Origin of the sequence: Polynucleobacter sp. es-GGE-1, from assembly GCF_018882005.1 — a bacterium.
Taxonomy (GTDB): Bacteria; Pseudomonadota; Gammaproteobacteria; order Burkholderiales; family Burkholderiaceae; genus Polynucleobacter.
On sequence record NZ_JACVPE010000002.1, the window covers coordinates 195,361 to 215,798 of the forward strand.

General features: G+C 45.6%; 27 protein-coding genes and 1 tRNA gene. 10 read left to right on the forward strand and 18 right to left on the reverse strand.

Translation table 11 applies throughout. From position 1 onward, the window contains the following. Position 1: 1 nt before the first annotated feature. On the reverse strand, positions 2-1,672 hold the full coding sequence (locus ICN35_RS01990) for an AMP-binding protein (protein WP_216123826.1): 1,671 nt from the start codon (positions 1,670-1,672) through the stop codon (positions 2-4). Between the two features lie 19 nt (positions 1,673-1,691). Next, on the reverse strand, positions 1,692-2,258 hold the full coding sequence (locus ICN35_RS01995; RefSeq protein WP_370625646.1) for a 5'-methylthioadenosine nucleosidase: 567 nt from the start codon (positions 2,256-2,258) through the stop codon (positions 1,692-1,694). Positions 2,259-2,260: 2 nt separating this feature from the next. On the opposite strand from ICN35_RS01995, the gene ICN35_RS02000 reads away from it, so the two are divergent. Further along, a complete protein-coding gene (locus ICN35_RS02000) occupies positions 2,261-2,779 on the forward strand; it encodes an adenine phosphoribosyltransferase (RefSeq protein WP_216123828.1) in 519 nt (172 codons plus the stop codon). Positions 2,780-2,787: 8 nt separating this feature from the next. On the opposite strand, the gene ICN35_RS02005 is transcribed toward ICN35_RS02000, so the two are convergent. From ICN35_RS02005 to ICN35_RS02020, 4 genes are read right to left on the reverse strand one after another with little or no spacing between them, the layout of a single operon-like run. After that, positions 2,788-3,069: a YqjK-like family protein gene (locus tag ICN35_RS02005; protein WP_215294674.1), complete on the reverse strand. Its 282-nt coding sequence runs from the start codon at positions 3,067-3,069 to the stop codon at positions 2,788-2,790. Between the two features lie 3 nt (positions 3,070-3,072). Next, positions 3,073-3,441, reverse strand: a complete 369-nt coding sequence (locus ICN35_RS02010) for a phage holin family protein (protein ID WP_216123830.1) — start codon at positions 3,439-3,441, stop codon at positions 3,073-3,075. A gap of 6 nt (positions 3,442-3,447) precedes the next feature. Continuing rightward, positions 3,448-3,789 carry a YqjD family protein gene (locus tag ICN35_RS02015; protein WP_216123832.1) on the reverse strand — a complete coding sequence of 114 codons (342 nt, stop codon included), beginning with the start codon at positions 3,787-3,789 and terminating at the stop codon, positions 3,448-3,450. A 26-nt stretch (positions 3,790-3,815) separates the two neighbouring features. Beyond that, positions 3,816-4,277, reverse strand: a complete 462-nt coding sequence (locus ICN35_RS02020) for a Smr/MutS family protein (RefSeq protein ID WP_216123834.1) — start codon at positions 4,275-4,277, stop codon at positions 3,816-3,818. A 44-nt stretch (positions 4,278-4,321) separates the two neighbouring features. Here ICN35_RS02020 and ICN35_RS02025 point away from each other — a divergent pair, with 44 nt between their 5' ends. After that, positions 4,322-5,416 carry an alpha/beta fold hydrolase gene (locus ICN35_RS02025; protein WP_216123835.1) on the forward strand — a complete coding sequence of 365 codons (1,095 nt, stop codon included), beginning with the start codon at positions 4,322-4,324 and terminating at the stop codon, positions 5,414-5,416. Positions 5,417-5,486: 70 nt separating this feature from the next. On the opposite strand, the gene ICN35_RS02030 is transcribed toward ICN35_RS02025, so the two are convergent. Further along, entirely contained in the window at positions 5,487-5,783 is a 297-nt protein-coding gene (locus tag ICN35_RS02030; protein WP_215294684.1) for a hypothetical protein, read from the reverse strand. Between the two features lies 1 nt (position 5,784). Beyond that, positions 5,785-5,964, reverse strand: a complete 180-nt coding sequence (locus tag ICN35_RS02035; RefSeq protein ID WP_071465709.1) for a hypothetical protein — start codon at positions 5,962-5,964, stop codon at positions 5,785-5,787. A gap of 199 nt (positions 5,965-6,163) precedes the next feature. On the opposite strand from ICN35_RS02035, the gene ICN35_RS02040 reads away from it, so the two are divergent. Beyond that, a complete protein-coding gene (locus ICN35_RS02040; protein WP_216123836.1) occupies positions 6,164-6,700 on the forward strand; it encodes a hypothetical protein in 537 nt (178 codons plus the stop codon). Between the two features lie 99 nt (positions 6,701-6,799). On the opposite strand, the gene ICN35_RS02045 is transcribed toward ICN35_RS02040, so the two are convergent. The 7 genes from ICN35_RS02045 to cysS all read right to left on the reverse strand — a co-directional run bounded on the left by ICN35_RS02045 (position 6,800) and on the right by cysS (position 13,408). Continuing rightward, positions 6,800-7,372 carry a phasin family protein gene (locus ICN35_RS02045; RefSeq protein WP_215294687.1) on the reverse strand — a complete coding sequence of 191 codons (573 nt, stop codon included), beginning with the start codon at positions 7,370-7,372 and terminating at the stop codon, positions 6,800-6,802. 201 nt (positions 7,373-7,573) lie between these two features. Then, positions 7,574-7,668, reverse strand: a tRNA-Ser gene (locus ICN35_RS02050). A gap of 88 nt (positions 7,669-7,756) precedes the next feature. After that, a complete protein-coding gene (locus ICN35_RS02055) occupies positions 7,757-9,007 on the reverse strand; it encodes an aspartate kinase (RefSeq protein ID WP_215294689.1) in 1,251 nt (416 codons plus the stop codon). 81 nt (positions 9,008-9,088) lie between these two features. Beyond that, entirely contained in the window at positions 9,089-10,384 is a 1,296-nt protein-coding gene (tilS, locus tag ICN35_RS02060; RefSeq protein WP_216123837.1) for a tRNA lysidine(34) synthetase TilS, read from the reverse strand. After that, the gene (locus tag ICN35_RS02065) at positions 10,350-11,321 is read right to left on the reverse strand and encodes an acetyl-CoA carboxylase carboxyltransferase subunit alpha (protein WP_216123838.1); all 972 of its coding nucleotides are present in this window, start codon (positions 11,319-11,321) and stop codon (positions 10,350-10,352) included. The genes tilS and ICN35_RS02065 overlap by 35 nt, the downstream gene beginning before the upstream one ends. A gap of 9 nt (positions 11,322-11,330) precedes the next feature. Then, positions 11,331-11,987: a DNA-3-methyladenine glycosylase gene (locus tag ICN35_RS02070; RefSeq protein WP_215317986.1), complete on the reverse strand. Its 657-nt coding sequence runs from the start codon at positions 11,985-11,987 to the stop codon at positions 11,331-11,333. Beyond that, a complete protein-coding gene (cysS, locus tag ICN35_RS02075; protein WP_216123839.1) occupies positions 11,987-13,408 on the reverse strand; it encodes a cysteine--tRNA ligase in 1,422 nt (473 codons plus the stop codon). The genes ICN35_RS02070 and cysS overlap by 1 nt, the downstream gene beginning before the upstream one ends. Positions 13,409-13,468: 60 nt before the next feature. On the opposite strand from cysS, the gene ICN35_RS02080 reads away from it, so the two are divergent. Genes ICN35_RS02080 through ICN35_RS02090 form a run of 3 tightly spaced genes read left to right on the forward strand, consistent with a single transcriptional unit; the run spans position 13,469 to position 15,613 of the window. After that, positions 13,469-14,320: a tetratricopeptide repeat protein gene (locus ICN35_RS02080; protein ID WP_251371995.1), complete on the forward strand. Its 852-nt coding sequence runs from the start codon at positions 13,469-13,471 to the stop codon at positions 14,318-14,320. A gap of 4 nt (positions 14,321-14,324) precedes the next feature. Continuing rightward, entirely contained in the window at positions 14,325-14,828 is a 504-nt protein-coding gene (locus ICN35_RS02085; protein ID WP_216123840.1) for a peptidylprolyl isomerase, read from the forward strand. Further along, complete coding sequence (locus ICN35_RS02090; protein WP_216123841.1) at positions 14,825-15,613, forward strand: UDP-2,3-diacylglucosamine diphosphatase; 789 nt, start codon at positions 14,825-14,827, stop codon at positions 15,611-15,613. Before ICN35_RS02085 ends, ICN35_RS02090 begins: the two co-directional genes overlap by 4 nt. Here ICN35_RS02090 and ICN35_RS02095 read toward each other — a convergent pair. Further along, the gene (locus ICN35_RS02095) at positions 15,610-16,398 is read right to left on the reverse strand and encodes an inositol monophosphatase family protein (RefSeq protein WP_216123843.1); all 789 of its coding nucleotides are present in this window, start codon (positions 16,396-16,398) and stop codon (positions 15,610-15,612) included. The genes ICN35_RS02090 and ICN35_RS02095 overlap by 4 nt on opposite strands. Positions 16,399-16,529: 131 nt before the next feature. Between ICN35_RS02095 and ICN35_RS02100 the strand changes: the two genes are divergently transcribed. Together ICN35_RS02100 and cysE are read left to right on the forward strand one after the other, a co-directional pair. Further along, positions 16,530-17,276 (forward strand): RNA methyltransferase, encoded by a 747-nt coding sequence (locus tag ICN35_RS02100; RefSeq protein WP_216123845.1) that lies wholly within the window; start codon positions 16,530-16,532, stop codon positions 17,274-17,276. A gap of 23 nt (positions 17,277-17,299) precedes the next feature. Then, positions 17,300-18,058 (forward strand): serine O-acetyltransferase, encoded by a 759-nt coding sequence (cysE, locus tag ICN35_RS02105; protein ID WP_215294706.1) that lies wholly within the window; start codon positions 17,300-17,302, stop codon positions 18,056-18,058. A gap of 16 nt (positions 18,059-18,074) precedes the next feature. Here cysE and ICN35_RS02110 read toward each other — a convergent pair whose 3' ends face one another. After that, positions 18,075-18,695 (reverse strand): peptidylprolyl isomerase, encoded by a 621-nt coding sequence (locus ICN35_RS02110; RefSeq protein ID WP_216123887.1) that lies wholly within the window; start codon positions 18,693-18,695, stop codon positions 18,075-18,077. A 54-nt stretch (positions 18,696-18,749) separates the two neighbouring features. On the opposite strand from ICN35_RS02110, the gene ICN35_RS02115 reads away from it, so the two are divergent. Together ICN35_RS02115 and ICN35_RS02120 are read left to right on the forward strand one after the other, a co-directional pair. Beyond that, entirely contained in the window at positions 18,750-19,982 is a 1,233-nt protein-coding gene (locus tag ICN35_RS02115) for a cupin domain-containing protein (RefSeq protein WP_216123846.1), read from the forward strand. Between the two features lie 108 nt (positions 19,983-20,090). Then, complete coding sequence (locus ICN35_RS02120) at positions 20,091-20,279, forward strand: hypothetical protein (RefSeq protein ID WP_216123847.1); 189 nt, start codon at positions 20,091-20,093, stop codon at positions 20,277-20,279. 62 nt (positions 20,280-20,341) lie between these two features. Here the strand turns inward: ICN35_RS02120 and ICN35_RS02125 are convergent. Next, positions 20,342-20,438, reverse strand: a 97-nt coding sequence (locus ICN35_RS02125) for an IS3 family transposase (RefSeq protein ID WP_216123889.1), incomplete at its 5' end; no start/stop codon positions are given.

Genomic DNA, 20,438 nt, shown 5'->3' on the forward strand with positions numbered 1-20,438 from the left:
CTCAAATATTTCTGAGTTCGCGCCTGAGAATTTTCCCAACATTGGATTTTGGGAGCTCGTGAATGAATACTGCTTTTCTTGGTCTCTTGTAGCTAGTGAGATGCTCTTTGCAATATTGCAAAACGTCTGCTTCAGTAATGTGATGATCTGATTTGACGATATAAGCTTTGACAATCTCACCAAGCTTGCGGTGAGGAACGCCAATCACTGCGCATTCTTTAATGCCAGGCATTTGAGATAAGACATCTTCCACATCATTTGGGAAAACCTTAAAGCCGGCAACCACGATCATGTCTTTTTTGCGATCAACAATTTGAATATGACCATCCTCAGTAATCAGGCCAATATCACCAGATTTAAAGTAGCCGTCAGCCGTCATGCAGTGCGCAGTTTCTTCTGGTTTATTCCAGTAGCCCGCCATCAGCTGTGGCCCTTTAATGCAAATCTCACCGGGAGTGCCCTGGGGTAGTTCTACTTCATCATCATCCAGAATCACAAGGTCTGTACTGGGCATGGGCACACCAATATGTCCTGTAAAGTGTTTCTCTAAAGGGCTATTGACGCAAACTACGGGTGATGTTTCAGATAAGCCATAGCCTTGGGCAATGGGCGAACCTGTCAGGGCCTGCCAATGATCGGCAGTTTTCTTATGCACTGCCATACCGCCACCGATAGTGACCAATAAATGGGGTAGCTTGACATTCTTAAACTCGGGACGATGTATCAATGCATGAAAGAGCGTATTGACGCCTGGAAAAATATTGATCTTGGGATGTTTGATCAGCAACTTAATAAAGCCATCAATATCTCTTGGGTTTGCTACCAGGACTAACAAGGCCCCTTTAGCTATTCCCAAAAGAGCGCAAGCTGTGAGGGCAAAGATATGAGTCATGGGTAACGCACATAAAAAACTCAGCTGTTGATCTGGTTTATGTTTGAGACCCGGATTTAACCAAGACTCAATTTGCATCAAATTAGAAAGAATATTGCGGTGGAGTAAAACTGCCCCTTTGGAGGTTCCAGTAGTGCCGCCGGTATATTGCAAGAAGGCAATATCATCCAGGCCAATCTCAGGTCGATGATATGGATGTCGACTACCTATGGTCAGGGCGTCTTTAAAGTTGGTGTGCGCAACATTCCATGCTGGCACGATCTTTTTGATATTCCGGGCTACCCAATTGACGATATGTCCTTTTAAACCCAAGAGCTCCCCGGGACTACTGATAATGACTTGTTTTAAAGTCAGCCGTTCTGCTATTTGCTGATATGTATTAGCAAAGTTTTCCATCAGCACCAATACGCTAGCTCCGCTATCTTGCAATTGAGCCTCAAGCTCTCGTGAGGTATAGAGTGGATTAATGTTGACGACTGTATAGCCAGCACGCAGTGTTCCAAGCATCGCAATCGCATACTCAATCACGTTGGGGTACATCAAGGCTACCCGTGCTCCCCGATCTAATTCCAGGGTTTGAAGATAGGAAGCAAAGTCTTTTGATAATCGATCAATTTGACCATACGTGAAAAACTTGCCCATGGACTCCACTGCCTTGCGATTACTAAAGCGATCAAAGCATTCTTCTAAGAATTCGGTTAAGGATGCATGAGAAGGGTCGCCAATTTCCTGCGGGACTCCTGCAGGATAGTTTTTTAGCCAAGGTTTTGGAGTATTCATACAAATCCTATTGATAGGCTTAACTCATTATTTGCTTGAGTTTATCAATGAATAGCTCTTGCCCGTGATTTACTTTTTCTTGCCAATCATTACCAGAATTTTCATTAGCATCATCAGTAATATATTTGAATGACCGCCATACAATCTGATGCTGATGCGCTACCGCTGCGAGTGCAAACAACTCCATATCGACAACATCAACCCCTTGGCTATTGAGCCAAGGATCCTGCGCAGTCACAAAGCTATCGCCAGTACCACATAGAAATTTTCCAGATGAGAGATATTCTGATGGCTTATTACAAAACGGGGTTTGGCCTCGAGGAGCAAGCGGCTCTGTATCCATATCACGCTGAATGACCTTGCCGATATTTATTAAGCCATGAATTTGAGGGTTCACCTTCCCAGCGGTCCCAAAATTAATAATCTGATTAGGCGCATATTGATGTATTGCTTTGACACAGGCGATCGTTGCGTTTATTTTGCCAATCCCAGAGTAGATAATCTCAACGCCTGACGGGAGTGCCTCGCGCTTGAGCTCACTCTCTAATGCGGTAATAATGAGGTAATTCGTTTTCATGTCTGCCATATATGAATTTATTAGATTATCTACCCGGTGTACCCAATTTTCCGAAACCTGGAATTCTGTTTAGAGATATTTCCCCTTTATTAGCAGACCCAGCAGCCTTCAAAGAAGCGATTGCGAAGCTCAATGAATTAGCCCAATCATTTGACTATACCCATATTTTAGGGATTGAATCGCGAGGCTTTATTTTTGGCTCCGCCCTTGCACATCATGCCCATAAAGGCCTAGCCCTCGCCAGAAAGCCCAATAAACTTCCCTTAGTGACCCATCGAGAGTTTTATGGCTTGGAATACGGCTCAGACTCCTTGGAAATTCAGCAGTCAACCCTGCTAAAAGATGCTCGGGTCTTGATGATTGATGATGTACTGGCAACTGGAGGTACTTTAATAGCTGCTGATAAGCTGATTCGCAATGCTGGCTTTACTGTCTGTGGTGCGATTACGCTGCTTGAAATAGGCGCACTCAATGGCAGTGCTATTTTGAATCAACATGGAATACTGAATAAATCTGTATTGATTGGCTAAATCTTGACCTAGACTAAGCGCTTGACACTCTTGAGCAACTTCATAGCACCCCAACCAACAGCCAAAACCTTGCTAGCCAATTTAGGTCTGTAATGAGCCAGGGCCGCAAAGGCACTCGTCCATAGTAATGGGTTGTCTTTGAGAAAGTGAAAGGCATCAACACCCTTATCAGCCCATGAGAGTGGCTTCTCCCAAGGCTCAAAGTGCTGAGAAAATTCAAGGCGCTCATGGCTGGATCTTTTTTGAAGCTCTTGACGACGAGCCTCCAGGGCTTTGAGTCTATTGCTCATACCTTAGCGCGAAAGCTCTTCCCTGTCTTTAGCGAATTCTGTAATCGATGCTTCGAATAACTTAGGCATATTGCGTAGCGCTTGCATAATCACAAGCGCCAAAATTAAGCCGATGGAGATAAATGCCGTAGCGAGCAAGCCTAAAGCTAGCATCCGATCAGATTCCCAACTATAGATGACGATGAGTAAAGCCAACATTACTAAGCCAAAGAATAAAAAGAATAAGGCACTCACAATCATTACCAGCAGGCTGATCAATTTGTTTCTGGCAATTTGCACATCAACCGACAAAAGCTCTAAGCGAGTTTGCGCAATAGATGCACCCGTTGAGGCAAGGTTTTTAATGGAGGAGAGTAAATTTTCTTGAGACATGCGAACCTAGCGACGACGGATCAAAAGACCAATTAATAAGCCTAAGCCAGCAGCAACACCAACTGCCTCCCACGGATTACGATGCACGAAATCATCCGCACCTTCAGCAACTACCTTAGCTTTTTCGGTCAAAGTCCCCTCAAGATTTGATAGACTTTCCTTAGCACCGGAGATAGTTTCAAGCGCCTTATGGCGAATAGCACTAATTGTCTCACTCGGATGATCTTCAGTAGCCTGAATTAAAGCCTCAGCATCGGCCATTAGAGATTTAAATTCACCGATTAATTGATCTGCGCTAGAAGCTGATGCTTCTTGAGGAATGGCATGTTGTGATTTCTGAGTAGTCATAAGAGTTTCCTAGATACCTGTCTATTCTAAGTACTTCTAGGGGTAGAACCTAGCAATAAAATTGTCATACCTGCATTGCCAGCCTTGAAGTGCTTTAAATACCGTTTTAAACCTGGGCGCTTTTTCAATAAATCCTGACAAGCTGGGCTTGCATAGGGAACATTCTCCCCATAGAAATACTCCTCAACCCGATCAGCAAACCGATTATTTTCGAGCGCCGCATGAATCGCCCATTTAATACGACCACCCTCACCAGATGAGCCATAGCCGTGTATTAAAACGATCGCCTTCAGACCAAGCTCATAAGCAGCTCTCAGATATTCAGTTAAATGGTCCAAGGCCTCTTCAACATTTGGAAAGCCCTGCTTAATATTGAATTCGGTGACATCTACAAACATGCTGGGCAGTTCTGCGCTCCCACAATGCTGACAGGAGCTCATTAAAAATCTAGGATTACCGCATTCTGCACACTCAAATGCCTGGGTCATCAGAAAATCCTGCTATAAATAAATAATAATAAAAGGAGACAAGTATGTATTTAGCCATTATGAAGGGCGTTGCGCTCGCCCTCACAATTACCTCACTCAATGCACTAGCCCATAAGCCGACTGAACCGACTCATCAACTCTATTCTGAAGGCAACTTTCAACTAGAGAATGGCTCCATCATTCAAGATTTTAATTTGTCCTATACGACACAAGGCACCCTGAATGCCGATAAGAGTAACGCTATTTTGATGGTGACAGCCATTGGCGGAAATCATCATCGCATTGATTACCTGATTGGTCCCGGTAAAGCGTTAGATACTGACAAGTACTTTGTCATCTGCACTGATGCTATTGGTAATGGCTTGAGTACCTCGCCATCCAATAGCAAAGCACAAGCAAATGTTAGCTTTCCAGAATTTAATATACGGGATATGGTCAACACACAACATCAGTTAGTTGTAGATCACTTTGGTATTAAAAAATTAGTTGCGGTAATCGGAGCCTCTATGGGTGGTATGCAAGCCTTACAGTGGGCTGTCTCCTACCCAAATGCCATGCAAGTAATCATTCCAATTATTCCTTTAGCTAAAACCCCAGCATGGACTACCGGCGTGTTAGAGATGCTTCGTCAAAGCATCATGACTGACCCCGGCTACCAAGGCGGCAAATACGATAAACCGGTGGAGCAAGGCATGCGTCTATGGTCGGGTTGGTTAAGTGGAGTAATCGTCAGAACACCCGCTTATCAGGAACAATTAAATCCAACGCCTGCAGCAGAAATTGAATACCTTAAAAAGGTGCAAGATGCTGGCTGGAAAAGAATGGATGCTAATGACTGGATCTGGCAATCACGTGCCTATGACCGTCATGACGTAGGGCAAACTAAAGGCTTCGACAATAATACGGCGGCGGCGCTGAAATCTATCAAAGCTAAAACATTGATATTGGCAGGTACGGGTGACTTGCTTAATCCAGAGTCAGATGCCAAGTCTTCAGCAAAACTCATTCCTGGAGCCAAGTACATGGCAATCAATGATCGCCTGCCAATGGGTCACTTGTCTGGGGCTGGCGCAACTCCAGATGAAAATTCTTTTCAGAATAAAGTGATTAAAGACTTTTTATCCACTCTCAAGAATTAACTTGATAAAAAATTGTATCAACTATTCAAACCCCGCCTAGCGCGGGGTTTTTTAACTGCTCTGTCCAGAATTAGGAGCAGTACTTCACTTCAAGAACGCTGGCGTCAGTAGATTTGTCGTCAACCATCAAGCTCAACTTCTTATGAGCGCTCTCTCTATTTTCCTGAGTCTTCAAATGACGATCAATCAAACTGGCTACATCTTTACGGATTGAAGTATTGCCGTATTGCAGGCCTTTTAATGTAGATACCGCTTCCGCGGAAATCTTGCACTGCTGAGTTACTAATGCAGAGGAATCGGATGCGGTATTTGCGTATGCAAAGGCAGCGACTGAAATAGTAACAACAACCAATAGAGTCTTTTTCAACTTAGTTCCTTATTTTGTGACCACATGTTGGGCAACAACCCATATCTTTTGCCTTCGTTTTTCTGAGGGCGGCATACACACTGGACTCTGAAATCTCCATCTTTCGAGCGGCCTGAGCTGCGCTCATGCCCTTCCCTATCCACTCCAAGGCTTGATGTGTTTTCGGTATTTGTCTCTTCATTTCCTCTCCTAGTCATCAGACTATAACACAACTTCATAAGTTGTGAAATTGTGAAGTGTAGTAAATTAATCATGACAAACCCTAGGTTTTGAAATAAAACGCTGAACTTGATAAAACGAAGGTCTTCAACCTGATTTGAAGAGAATGGTCAGGGAAGCTGGCAGACGATAGTATGATTTGGGGATCTAAGGAGCTAAATATGTACCGTTTTGCATTATTACTAGCAATCAGCTGTGGGCTAATCGCCTGTGCCAATAACGATAAAAAGATTAGTGCTTGGGAGGTCAATGATGTCTATCAATCTACGATAGTCACCCCTAATACCTCTGGTGGAAAGACCTATGTAGGGCCATCGATCAATACGATGGATGAATCCAATACCTATGAAATGTTTAACTTGCGTAGCGAGAAAACCCAGCAAGGAGTGAAGTCCTATGAACTCCAGGTTCACTTGACCTATTTCACACAAATGCGCAATTACGATTCTGCAACCCTGCTCAATGGACCAGTTACCACCTTTAAGGCGATCTCCAAAGAGGCTGGTCTGTGTGAGGCCAGAGGATGCATCTTCAAGGAATTAGTGTCGATTAATCTGACTGATGCTTTTTTAAAGGAGCGCGTGAAGGACGGTTTTCAACTGACCCTCTCCTCAAAGGCTAGTATCAGTACGGTGATATATGTTCCACCGCAATATTTAAAAGGCTACCTAAAAGCGGTTGACGGTATCAACTATTAGAGCCTGCTATGCATTGCTGCATATAGCTTTGCAGCTTATTGCAGAGAAATAAAAAACCGCCCGAAGGCGGTTTTTTATTGAAGCAAGTAAGTCTAAGAATTAAGCAGCTTTACGTGCTTTTGCAGCTGGCTTAGCTACAGCGTATTGACCTTGAATGTTAGCCAATGCAGCGTCAACACTTTTCTCAAAGCTTGCGAATGCATCAGTTGCAGTTGCGCGAACTTGGTCAAACTGTTGAACTGAAGCTTCAAATGCAGTTTTGAATGCAGCAACAAATGCCTCAGAACCAGCAGGAGCTGTCTTAGTAGCTTCTTTAACAAAGTTAACCATATCGTCACGTGCATCATCGATTGAAGCGTCAATCACTTGAGCAACTTCTTTGTTACCGTTACGAACAACTTTGCTAACTTTAGCTTGATATGCAGTTGCATACTTAACAGCTTCTTGAGCAGTTTCAGGTTGAGCTAATTTAGCCAATTGTTGTGGATCCTTGATTGCCAACAACTGTGAGCTTGTATCTTGTGCAGCAGCTAATGCATCTTTAGCAGCAGCTTGGTTGATTTCTGCCAATTCTTGCGCACTTTCAACAGCAACTTGTGCCAAATGTTTAGCGTTTTCAACAGCTTTAGCTTGAGCTTGAGCGATTTGATCGTTTAATTGATTCTGGAACATGGTTAATCCTTTATTTAGTAAATGGTTGTATAACTTGTTGCGATGCACCATTGTAAGAAATATTTTGTTGTGTTGCAACATTTATTTGGTGCGAAGCAACATAATTTGTAAAAAACTGTTGGATTTTTGATAATTTAAGGAATTTATGAAAACAAAAAACCCAGTAACTCATTGAATTTACTGGGTTTATTTGAAAAGTACTGGCGGAGACGAGAGGATTCGAACCTCCGATCAGAGTTTTAGCCCCGATGCTCCCTTAGCAGGGGAGTGCCTTCGACCAGCTCGGCCACGTCTCCGTACTTTTTACAGCTCTTTTGATACCACAACGCCACACAGTTTAACGGATAACCGCTTCTGAGGGGCTTTAATACCCTTTTGATTGATTTACTTCTGGTCGAGCTCAAATGCCTTGTGCAAGGCGCGTACTGCTAGCTCCATGTACTTCTCGTCAATCACTACTGAAATTTTGATTTCACTTGTGGAGATCATCAAGATATTGATGCCCTCTTCTGACAAGGTGCGGAACATTTTGCTAGCGATGCCTACATGGGAACGCATGCCAACGCCCACAACTGAAACTTTGGAAACCTTAGGATCGCCTGAGATTTCTTTTGCTTCGATATGTGCTTGAACTGTGTTCTTCAAAATATCCAAAGCTTTCTGATAATCAGCTCTTGGAACTGTGAAGGTGAAGTCAGTCTTACCATCTACAGATTGATTTTGAATGATGATGTCCACATCAATATTTGCATCAGCGATTGGACCCAGAATTTGATAGGCGATACCTGGACGATCAGGAACTCCTAACACGGTAATCTTCGCTTCATCACGCGCAAAGGCGATGCCGGAAATAACTGCGGCTTCCATAGTGCTGTCCTCTTCAAATGTAATCAAGGTGCCCGACTTCATCTCTTGGTCTAAGGGCATCAATGGATCTGTCAACGATGACAGAACACGGGTTTTAACTTTGTACTTACCGGCAAACTCAACTGAACGAATTTGCAATACCTTAGAACCGAGGCTAGCCATTTCTAGCATCTCTTCAAAGGTAATCTTATCTAAGCGACGCGCATCCTCACAGACGCGTGGGTCAGTGGTGTATACGCCATCGACGTCGGTATAGATCAAGCACTCATCGGCTTTGAGTGCAGCAGCCATCGCTACCGCGGAAGTATCAGAACCACCGCGACCTAAAGTAGTGATATTTCCTTCTGAATCCACCCCCTGGAATCCAGTGACCACTACTGCACGACCTGTATTGAGATCATTCAGAATCTTTTTATCATCAATGCTCTTAATGCGGGCTTTGGTAAAAGCAGAATCCGTATGCACAGTAACTTGCCAACCAGCGTAGCTCACTGCATCAATACCTTCGCGCATCAAAGCTAAGGCAAGTAAACCAGAGCTGACCTGCTCACCCGTTGAGGCAATTTGATCCAACTCGCGGGGATTTGCTTCAGGATTAATTTCTTTTGCCAAGCCGAGCAAGCGATTGGTTTCACCTGACATGGCCGAAGGTACTACGACCACCTGGTGGCCAGCACGCATCCATTTGGCAACGCGCTTAGCGACATTCGCAATGCGCTCAACCGAGCCCATTGAGGTGCCACCGTATTTATGAACGATAAGAGCCATAAAACCGTCTATTCAATTCTCTGTAAGCGGGAATTAACTACCCGAGGATCTAAAAAAGGCTTATTTTACAGGGTTTTGAACCTACAAAGCCTTCTCTTGCCACTCGGGCAAAACGCGTGTTCCAGAATCTACTAAGTGCGGATGACTAACGCCTACGCCAGCAACCGCAATCAGTTGATTGTCGATATACAGCAGAGGCGCATTGCGTTGCCAAGGCGGTATGTCGCCTTCCTGAAAGAGATTTTTCAAGGTTTTTCGCGGAGCATTGGGTTTAATTTGTAGCTTTTCAGAACCCGACCTGGTTTTGGTATGAATACGCCCTTCTTTTTGAGCACTTTTTACCCAGGCAGCCGGCAAGCCCAGATTTTTACTTCTGGATGCAATGGGTTTAAAAACCCACAGCCCTGAGCTAGGGCTAGACACTTGCAATTGATCGCGCCACAGCCGAATGGCTTTGCCATCATGAGCCCACTCAAGCTGAGCATCACTTTTCACTGAACGCAGATCACGCCACCAAGCGTCAAGCCGCTCTTGGGATGGCATGGCTAATTCATTCAGCCTTAGCCAATAGCGCAGAATATTGTTTGCTGCTGCTTGGTCTAACTTAGCCAAACTCAATAGTGGTTTTATTTTCAAGGAGTCTTTTAAAAGAATATCTTTGCTATCTTGAATTGCTAGGCGATCTAACAATATTTGTGCATCACTCAATAGATTTGCACTGCGTGCCAAATTCATAATCGCTTCTGGCTGAATCTTTACCAGCCTTGGAATGATGTCTTTGCGAATCGCGTTACGTCTGAATTGACGATTTTGATTACTAGGATCTTCTATCCATTGAAGCTTATGTTCTTTAGCGTAGGTTTCCAATTCCGCTCTGCTTTGGTTCAGCAGTGGACGCCAGAGGGTGACAGTATTGCTACCTACCTTGATCTCCCTAATAGCGGGCATGCCTGATAGACCAGCCACCCCAGCACCGCGTAAGAGTTGCAACAAAACAGTTTCTGCCTGATCGTTCAGATGATGCGCTAGCAGTAAATCTTCAATGCCATATTCTTCACAGAGATCCGCTAGAGCCTCATAACGCCCTGCTCTTGCTCTAGCTTCGATATTGCCTTCTTCTTGACTTAGATGAAGTAAGCGAAAGTCAAAATGAACTTTGTATTTCTGAGCGAGCTTCTCGCAAAAGATAAGCCAGTCATCGGCAGGTTTTTGTAAACCATGATGAATATGGAAAACAAAAATTTCGGTATTTTTATTTTTTGCTTGCGCTTTGCAAACAGTGTCAAGTAATACAACCGAATCGAGGCCACCACTTAAGGCGATCGCAATTCGATTTGTAGACTTAAAACTTGGCTGTGATTTCCTTGAACTTGCCATAACTCATTAGACGCGCATGACGACGTTCAAGTAATGCGTCAGCCTTCATGCCATCAAAAGTTTTGATCGACTCGGCAAGGGCTTTGCTCATGTTACTCATCATGACATCGTAATCCCGATGAGCCCCACCAACTGGCTCAGCCACAATCTTGTCGATTAAGCCCAGGGCTTTCAAGCGTTGCGCAGTTAAGCCCAACTGTTCAGCAGCCTCAGAGGCTTTATCAGCGGTCTTCCAAAGAATAGAGGCACATCCTTCCGGAGAAATGACAGAATAAGTAGAGTTCTGCAACATCAAGACAACATCACCCATGGCAATTGCCAGAGCGCCGCCCGAACCACCTTCACCAATGATCGTAGCGATGATCGGCACTTCAAGCTCAGCTTGCACATAGAGGTTACGACCAATCGCTTCAGATTGGTTGCGCTCCTCTGCATCGATGCCGGGGAATGCACCTGGTGTATCTACGAAAGTAAATACAGGAATACCAAACTTTTCTGCAAGGCGCATGAGGCGCATGGCTTTGCGATACCCCTCAGGACGACTCATACCGAAATTACGCAAGGCACGCTCTTTAGTATCGCGACCCTTTTGATGACCAATCACCATGCACGGCTGATGATCAAAACGTGCTAGACCGCCAATGATCGATTGGTCGTCTGCAAACATACGATCACCGTGGAGTTCATGGAAGTCAGTGAATAAGGCGTCAACATAGTCTAAGGTGTACGGACGTTGCGGGTGACGCGCAACTTGCGATACCTGCCAAGGCGTTAAGTTGGCATAAACATCCTTGGTGAGTTGTAGGCTTTTTTCAGAAAGCGTTTTGATCTCATCGGAGATATCTACCGATGATTCATCTTGCACAAAACGCAGCTCTTCAATCTTTGACTCTAATTCGGCGATTTGCTGCTCAAAATCTAGGAAAGTCGTTTTCATAGTCTGATTTTAATATTCAACCGGGATGGGATCGATACTTCTCCACATATACCAGGTAGCAACCGTACGCCATGGGGCCCAATTAGCCGCCACTTCCCTTGCCTCATGGCGGCTAACAGGCTCACCACTGAAGTAATTGAGGGAAATTGCCTTAATGAGGCCAACATCATCTAGCGGCAGAATATTAGGGCGAACCAGATTAAAAATGAGGAACATTTCTGCGGTCCAGCGTCCAATTCCCCGAATTGCGCTCAATTCTTTAATCACGCTCTCATCGTCCATACCTTTCCACTGATTGGCATGGAGACGACCAGAATCAAAGTGATCGGCCAAGTCGCGGATGTACTCGACCTTGCGACCTGATAAGCCAGCTGTCCTTAAATCCTCCACCGTGAGCGCCAAGATATTTTTTGGGTTCACTTTTTTCTTGCTAGCGATAAGCACCCTATCCCACACTGCTTGGGCAGCAGCTACGGAGATTTGTTGTCCAACAATCGCACGAGCAAGCGTTGTAAATGCATCGCCCCGAGTAACTAAAAAACCAGATCCATATTTGGGAATCAATTTCTTCATAATGCGATCATGCTTCATCAGCTCACGACAAGCCTGCTCCCAATAATCAGGCGCAACTTCTTTGAGAATGGATTCTTCTTTAACGGACGCCATTAAGCCCTCCGCCATTCTGTGAGACCGCCAGGCTTATCTTCCAAGACAACGCCCTGCTCTAATAAAGTTTTACGAATAAGGTCGGCTTTAGCAAAATCTTTTGCTTGCTTAGCCGCAATCCGAGCAGCAATTTGTTCTTCGATTTGCTCGGGACTGAAGCCACCCACGTCTTTAGTGCCCGATTGCAAGAATGTGGTTGGATCTCGTTGCAAGAAATTCAAAACGCCACCTAAAGATTTGAGGGTGCTTGCGAGCATCTGTCTCTCATCACCTTGAGCTCGATTAACTTCACTTGCCAAATCAAACAACACCGCAATCGCATCTGATGTATTGAAGTCGTCATTCATGGCATCGGCAAAGCGCTTTGACCAGGAATTATTGGGATCAAGCGCTACGTTTACTATGTTGGATGCCTGTGCTAAAGCGATATATAAGCGCACCAAGCCAGCACGCGCCTCTTCTAATTGCGCATCGCTGTAATTGATGGGGCTGCGGTAATGGGCTTTCAGCATGAAGAATCGCAAGACTTCGGGATCAAAACTTTTTAAGACATCACGGATTAAGAAGAAGTTACCCAAAGACTTAGACATCTTCTCTTGGTTCACTCGAATATGACCGTTATGCATCCAATAGTTCACAAAAGGAGCGTCATCCTCTTTTCGATTTTGCCCGTACAAAGCCCCTTCGCTTTGTGCGATTTCATTTTCATGATGCGGAAACTGCAAATCGGCGCCACCACCATGAATATCAAAGTGTTCGCCAAGTAAGTCGCATGACATGGCTGAGCACTCGATATGCCAACCTGGTCGGCCCTCGCCCCAAGGGGATTTCCAACGGGTATCGGCAGGCTCTTCTGGCTTAGCGCTCTTCCACAATACAAAATCCAATGGATCGCGTTTACCTCCTCCTACTGCAACGCGCTCACCTTCATTGAGTTCATCGAGAGATTTGCCAGACAGCTGACCGTAACGGGGCAGTAAACGAACTGCAAAATTGACATCGCCGTCTTCTGCTTGATACGCCAATTTATTTTCAATGAGCTTGCCGATCATCCCTTGCATTTGTTTGATGTAATCCGTAGCACGCGGCTCCTGATCTGGATGCATTAAACCTAACTCATCAGAGTCAGAATGCATGGCAGCAATGAAGCGATTGGTTAAGCTTGTAATCGGCTCGCCATTTTCTAGAGCACGCTTAATGATTTTGTCATCAATATCGGTGATATTGCGAACATAGAGAACCTGATAGCCACTGGCTCTGAGCCAGCGAACAACCATATCAAAGACGATCATGACCCTGGCGTGGCCAATATGGCAAAAATCATAGACCGTCATGCCGCAGACATACATCTTCACCTTACCCGGTTCGATGGGCTTAAAAACCTGTTTAGAACGGCTTAGGGTGTTATAGATTTGCAGCATAGGGCTATAAAGGTGAGGCAAGTAGCGCCAATTTGTTAGACTGAGCGCTGAGTATATCGAATGAGCCAGTTTTTCACCCCTTCCCTTATGTTTGCAACCCTCAAAGCACCGATCGTCACCACTTTTCTAGCAATTGCTATTGCCCTGAGCTTTTTATTGCTGACTGGGTGCAGTACCCCTGCCCAACAACAGGCAAATGCTGAAATCGCCGCCGTCAATAGGCAAGAAGCAACTTCTCCACAAGCTAAAACTCAAGCCTACCTGGGCGGCTATGGACCCAGCGATCCTCCCAGACTCTCCACGGATGCTCCATACGATCCATTAAATCCAGAGCTCTCTGAAACCGTTGGTGTGCCCTTTTTATCTTTCTTGATTATTGAGCCAGATCCGGTGACTAAAAATGCGGTGCCATCGGATATAGAAAAATTAGTGAAGGCGAGAAAATATCAAGATGCGATAGATTTAATTAATACTCGCCTCAAAAAGACTCCTCGTAATGTCCAATTACGTTATATCAAGGCCCGCTTGCAACTTGAGCTACGTGATTTTGATGGGGCCAAGAAAACCTTAATTGAAATTACTCAACAATTTCCAGAGCTGCCAGAGCCTTATAACAATCTTGCAGCGATCGTCGCGAATCAAGATAAATGGATTGAAGCACGCGACTATTTAGAGCTCGCACTGAAGCTGCGTCCTAGTTACAGCACTGCTGCAGCGAACTTAGGCGAAGTCTATGTGCGCTTGGGTGCTAAGGCTTACGAAGATGCTGCCGCCAATACTCAACTCAATCAGCGTCTGTATGCCAATCGCGCTAAATATCTACTCAATTTATTAAAACCTCAGACCAGAGGTCCTACAAACCCCAGTTCTTCTTCAAGCAATCCATCCACTAACTCTCCAGAAAGTAAATAAAACAATGGCGAAGGTTCTCCTTAAAACCAATCAGGGCGATATCACCCTCACTCTTGACGCAGCTAAAGCACCCATAAGCGTTGCCAATTTTTTGCAGTATGTAAAGAGCGGTCACTACGATGGCACAATTTTTCATCGGGTGATTAATAACTTCATGATTCAGGGTGGCGGCATGACTGCTGGCATGAAGCAAAAGCCGACTGGTGCAGAAATTGAGAATGAGGCTAATAATGGTCTCAAGAATGAACTTGGTACCGTTGCGATGGCTCGCACGAGTGATCCACATTCAGCTACTGCGCAGTTTTTCATCAACGTGAATGACAATGAATTTCTAAACCATACCGCTCAAAATGCGCAAGGCTGGGGTTATGCTGTCTTTGGCAAAGTCACTGAGGGTATGGATGTAGTTGATACGATTCGCAAAGTGAAGACTGGTAATGCTGGTTTTCATCAAGATGTACCAGCAGAAGATGTTGTGATTGAGAAAGCCTCTGTTCTCGAGGAATGATCCCGCAATACGCGAGCGCACTGCTCATCTCAGATCTACACTTGACGCCGTCAATGCCCTTGACGGCTCAACGCTTTTTTGACTTTTGTGAAAAAGATGCTTCTCAGGTAGAAGCTGTTTTTATTCTGGGTGATCTTTTTGAATATTGGATTGGCGATGATGCTTCAGCGCATTCGCCTTTTCAACAAGAAGTAAAACGCGCCCTCGCGAATCTTTCTGCCAAAACCAAAACGTATTACATTCATGGCAACCGTGACTTTCTAGTGGGTCCTGCCTTCTTGAAAAAAACTGGCATAACTCCATTGTCAGATCCTTCGCTGGTGGAACTTGCCGGCCAACATTACCTACTCTCACATGGGGATGCTCTGTGCACCGCAGATGTGGGCTATCAGATATTTCGTAGCTGGACTAGAAAGCCTTGGTTGCAAAAAGGATTTCTCTGCCTCCCCTTGGCTTGGCGGCGTTCCGTTGCCAATCATTTACGGGGCAATAGTCATGCGCAATATCAACGCAATGCAAGAGCTTCCTATCAGAAGAATCAGATTAAAACGAATGTCACTCAAGAGGCTTGTGCTGCAATACTACGTAGTCATTCAGGCGATAAGCTGATACATGGACACACCCATTTACCCGCTCATCATCAAGAGCAATTAGGCGAACAATCTTGGCAACGCTGGGTTTTGTCTGATTGGGACTTAGATCATCCGGAAGGTGCTCGCCCAAGAGCGAGTGCACTCATGATTAATGCTCAAGGCGTGCGCGCTATCGACTTGATTAAATCTTAAGAAGCAGAATATTTAGAAAGCGTTTGCACCATTTGAGCGTAGATACGTGGATTTGCAGCCATTACTTCGCCGCTCTTTAAAAATCCCTCTTCACCGCGGTAATTACCAATCAAGCCACCGGCTTCAGTAATCAACAGAGCACCTGCAGCCATATCCCAAGGCTTGAGATCACTCTCAAAGAAACCATCGTAACGACCCGCAGCAACATAAGCTAAGTCTAATGAAGCTGCACCAGGACGACGTAAGCCTGCGCACTGACGAGACATCTCTGCAAATATGCTGAGATATTTATCGAGGTCTTGATCTTCTCGATAGGGAAAGCCAGTGCCAATTAAAGAATTCGCTAAACGATCTTGTGCACCAACCCGTAAACGCCGGCGATCCAAATAAGCGCCCGCTCCTCGAGTTGCAGTAAATAGTTCATCGCGAGTTGGATCGTAGACAACAGCCTGTTGAATTACGCCATTGACTGCTAAAGCAATTGACACCGCATACTGCGGAAAGCCGTGAATGAAGTTAGTTGTGCCATCCAATGGATCAATGATCCATACGTTCTCTGCATCGGCATTGTGTTCACCCGTCTCTTCAGCCAAAAATCCATGTGTTGGATAGGCCTCGCTCAGGGTTTCGATGATGGCCGCTTCTGCGGCCTTGTCCACCTCAGTTACAAAGTCATTGTGCTGTTTACGATCGACTTGGAGACGCTCTAAATTGAGAGAGGCGCGATTAATCACGGTTCCAGCACGACGGGCAGCCTTTACGGCCACATTTAACATGGGATGCATAGTATTGATGGACAAATTAAATAAGAACGAGCCTGTCACATTGCCAAAACTGCACGACAATACGAAGCTAATACGCTGATTCTAAACGATTTGCAATTTACCCTCCTCCTGACTAAACAGCTAAGAAACTCATGGAAATCGACCAAGCCCACCTGATACGCTGGGTTCTCGTAGAAACAAGCCACCCTGGCAATGTGGGTTCGGCAGCAAGAGCCCTGAAAACCATGGGCTTTCACGATCTTCATCTAATTAAGCCAAAAATTCCAGGTATTGCTAATCAGGCTGAGGCAATTGCTTTGGCTAGCGGCGCTGCTGACCTACTCGAATCTTCACAAGAGTCAGAGTCTCTTGATAGCGCTGTGCAGGGTTGCTCACTTGTTCTGGGTCTTACTAGCCGTGAACGAGAGTTTGGCCCTCCCGCCATAGATTGGGAAACCGCTCGAGGCCTGATTACCGACACAGTACGCAATCAGGGGCAAGTCGCTCTTGTCTTTGGCCCCGAAAGAACGGGTTTAGAAAACCATCATCTTTCCTTATGCACTCATCGCGTCTGGTTGGACGCCAACCCCGATTACCCATCCTTAAATCTTGCGCAAGCGCTGATGGTCTGCGCCTACACGCTGAGAGAAGCGTTTTTAGCAGGTATCTCGCAGGACTCAAGCAATAGTCGGGATTTGTCGGACTATGCTGATCCAGCTGCGGTGGCTGCTATGTTGGAGCATTGGCGTCAGGGTCTAGAGGCTATTGGCTATCTTGATCCCGCCAATCCTAAGAAGCTGATGCCCCGCTTGGAGGCCTTATTTGCTCGCAGCCGCCTGCATCAGGAAGAAATCGACCTCTTGCGCGGAATTGCCAAACAGATGCTCCTGAGAAAATAAGCCAGCCCCGTTAAAATCTAGCCATGTTTAATTCACTCTTCGACCAAGTCGACTCCATCATCCTCCGCGACCCTGCTGCAAGAAACCGTCTCGAGGTGATCACCTGCTATCAAGGCTTACATGCAGTTTGGCTGCACCGTATCTCTCATTTTTTATGGAACCTAGGTCTGAAGTGGATTGCACGGGTTCTATCGATGCTGTCACGTTTTATCACCGGCATTGAAATTCATCCGGGCGCCAAGATTGGTCGTCGCGTCTTTTTAGATCATGGTCTTGGTATTGTGATTGGCGAGACTACTGAGATTGGGGATGACTGCACCATTTACCAAGGCGTGACTTTAGGTGGCACCTCTCTCTATAAAGGGGTGAAACGTCACCCCACCCTGGGTAAAGGTGTAGTTGTGAGTGCTGGTGCAAAAGTACTCGGTGGATTTACTGTGGGCGATGGTGCACGCGTTGGATCAAACGCCGTCGTCTTAAAAGAAATTCCTCCGGGAGCTACTGCAGTGGGTATCCCTGCGCGCATCTTACATCCTGATCTGCCTCAAAGCGCAGATAGCAAAACGAAAGAGTATTTTTCTGCTTATGGTGTCACGCCCAATGTAGACGACCCAGTATCGATGGCGCTCAAGGGTTTAATTGATGCCACGATCGAACAAGAGGCCAAAATTGCTCAGCTTGAAAAGGCGCTCGCCAAGTTAAGCAATCTTCCGACAGATTCTCCTGCCAACAGCGATACCAAGCGCGATCTGGATGCCATCAAGGAATGGCTTAAAGAGTAATGTTCTATCTTGCGGATTAATGCAAGGTGCGTGGTGCCTGAGTTTTTAAGCTCAGTGCTTTCTCAAGAAAATCTTCCTCATCTGCGTCCTCATTGGGCATACCAAAGGTGAAGTTCTCACTTCCTTCGGGATAGCGATTTTGAATTTCATCATCAGTCGCTGCGCGCACATCCTCTACCTGCACCCAGAAGCGAAGAGCCATCCCTGCCAGGGGATGATTACCATCTAGAACAACTTGGTTATCAGCCACATCAGTCACGGTATAGATCAAAGGTTCATCGTCAGTTTCGTCTGCATCATCAGCAGATGCAGAGATATCTTCAGCCTCTTCATCTGCATCAGAATCTGGAACGCCTTCAAATTGCATGCCTACTTCTAATGGCTCTGGGAAGCGCGTACGTGGTTCTATCTTCAGTAGCTCTGGGTCATATTCGCCAAAAGCCTCATTAGGCTCTAATTGAATAGTGGCTTCATAGCCAATGTCTTGACCGTCCAACATCGATTCAATTTTGGGGAAAGTGCCTTCATAGCCACCGTGCAGGTATACCATCGGAGCATCTGGCTCCTCGATGACATTATTTTGAGCATCGGTTAATTTATATCGAAGGGATACGATAGTATTTTTTTCAATCTTCATGCGCAATTTGTCGTACATTCGTTTTTTTAATGATTTAACACTAGCCTTTACTTTATGAGTTCATTTTACTTGAGCAAGCCTTATCAGCCGCCCCAAGCACCCCAAAAGCTCCCTTTAAACGAGTCCTGGGCCCTATTTGGCGGAATGAGCCCTGAGCAGTTCATGAAACGGTATTGGCATAAAAAGCCCTTGCTTGTTCGGGGGGCCATTCCAGCATTTGCGCTTTGCTCTCAAAACGAGGAGTCGCTAGAAAGCCCGATTTCTTATGAACAATTAGTTCACTTTGCCGCTCAAGAGGAAGTAGAGTCTCGCCTCATTCAATCTAAGCCTTGGCGCTTTGATCAGGGACCCTTCCAGAAAAAATCCTTACCCAAGCTCGATATGCGGGACTGGACGCTTTTGCTCCAAGGTATGGAAGCGCATCATCCCGCAGCCACAAAAGTGCTTTCCTGGTTTCGCTTTATACCTGATGCTCGCTTAGATGACCTGATGATCAGTATTGCTGGCATTGGCGGAGGTGTGGGACCCCATTTTGATTCCTATGATGTTTTTCTCATCCAAATGTCGGGAAGAAGAAAGTGGCGCATCTCTCAACAGAAAGACTTAAGCCTCGATACTAAGTTGCCTCTGAAGATTCTGCAGAATTTTCAATGCGAACAAGAGTGGGTGCTTGAGCCCGGCGATATGCTGTATCTCCCGCCCCATGTGGCTCATGATGGGATCGCTTTAGATGCTGGCTGTCAAACCTGGTCTGTAGGGTTTCGCTCTCCTAGCTTTAAAGAGTTGCTTCAAGAGGGTTTATGGCGACTCGCCGAATCCTTGGAAGACATTCCCGATTTAGATCGTAAATTTGCTGACCCAAAACAGGGGTCAACCGCCAGCCCTGAGCAACTTCCACAAGAACTCATCAAACAATTACGTGAACAGTTGGCTAGCCTGAACTTGAACCAAATTGATCGATTTTTACCTGGCATCACCGCATACCTATCCGAACCCAAACAGCAGGCATTTTTTGATGGCCCCAAGCAGCCCTTAAGCCAAAGCCAGTTCCTCAAGGAGCTGGCTAATACATCACTCATTCCAAGCCCCCAAAGCCGTATTTTGAGCCTTGGCAAGCAAGTATTTTGCAATGGTGACAATGTCACAAAAGATCAAACCATCGAGATCATATCTGCCTGGAACGACCTATCATCCGCCAAAAGACTGAAAACTAACCGGCTTAAAAATAGCAGCAAAACAAGTCTTTACGAAGCCTACCTCGCTGGTTGGCTGATTTTCGAAGATTAATCAGGTATGGCTATAATAAATACAGGAAACTACCTAGGGATTTGCCCTTGGTAGCTCCCACAACAATTATCGATAATTGGTGTTTAATTTTTTTAGAGGAAATTACAAATGAAGAAGTCACTCGTATTTGCTGCAATGTTAGCTATCGCTTTGGCCGCTTGCGGTAAAAAAGAAGAAGCAAAACCTGCTGAAGCTCCTGCTGCTGCTGCTCCTGCCGCTCCTGCTGCTGAAGCTCCTGCTGCCGCTCCTGCAGCCCCTGCTGCTCCAGCCGCTCCTGCTGCTGACGCTAAGAAGTAATCTTCTTCATGAAGAAAAAAAGCCGCTGAAATGAACTGACCCCCAGTAGTTGGACAGTTTAGTTAGGTTAGCACGAGGGATTGAGTTCGGTATTGCACCGGGCTCAATCCCTTTAGTTTTTGCTTGATTCGATCATGGTTGTAGTAGTGGATATATTCC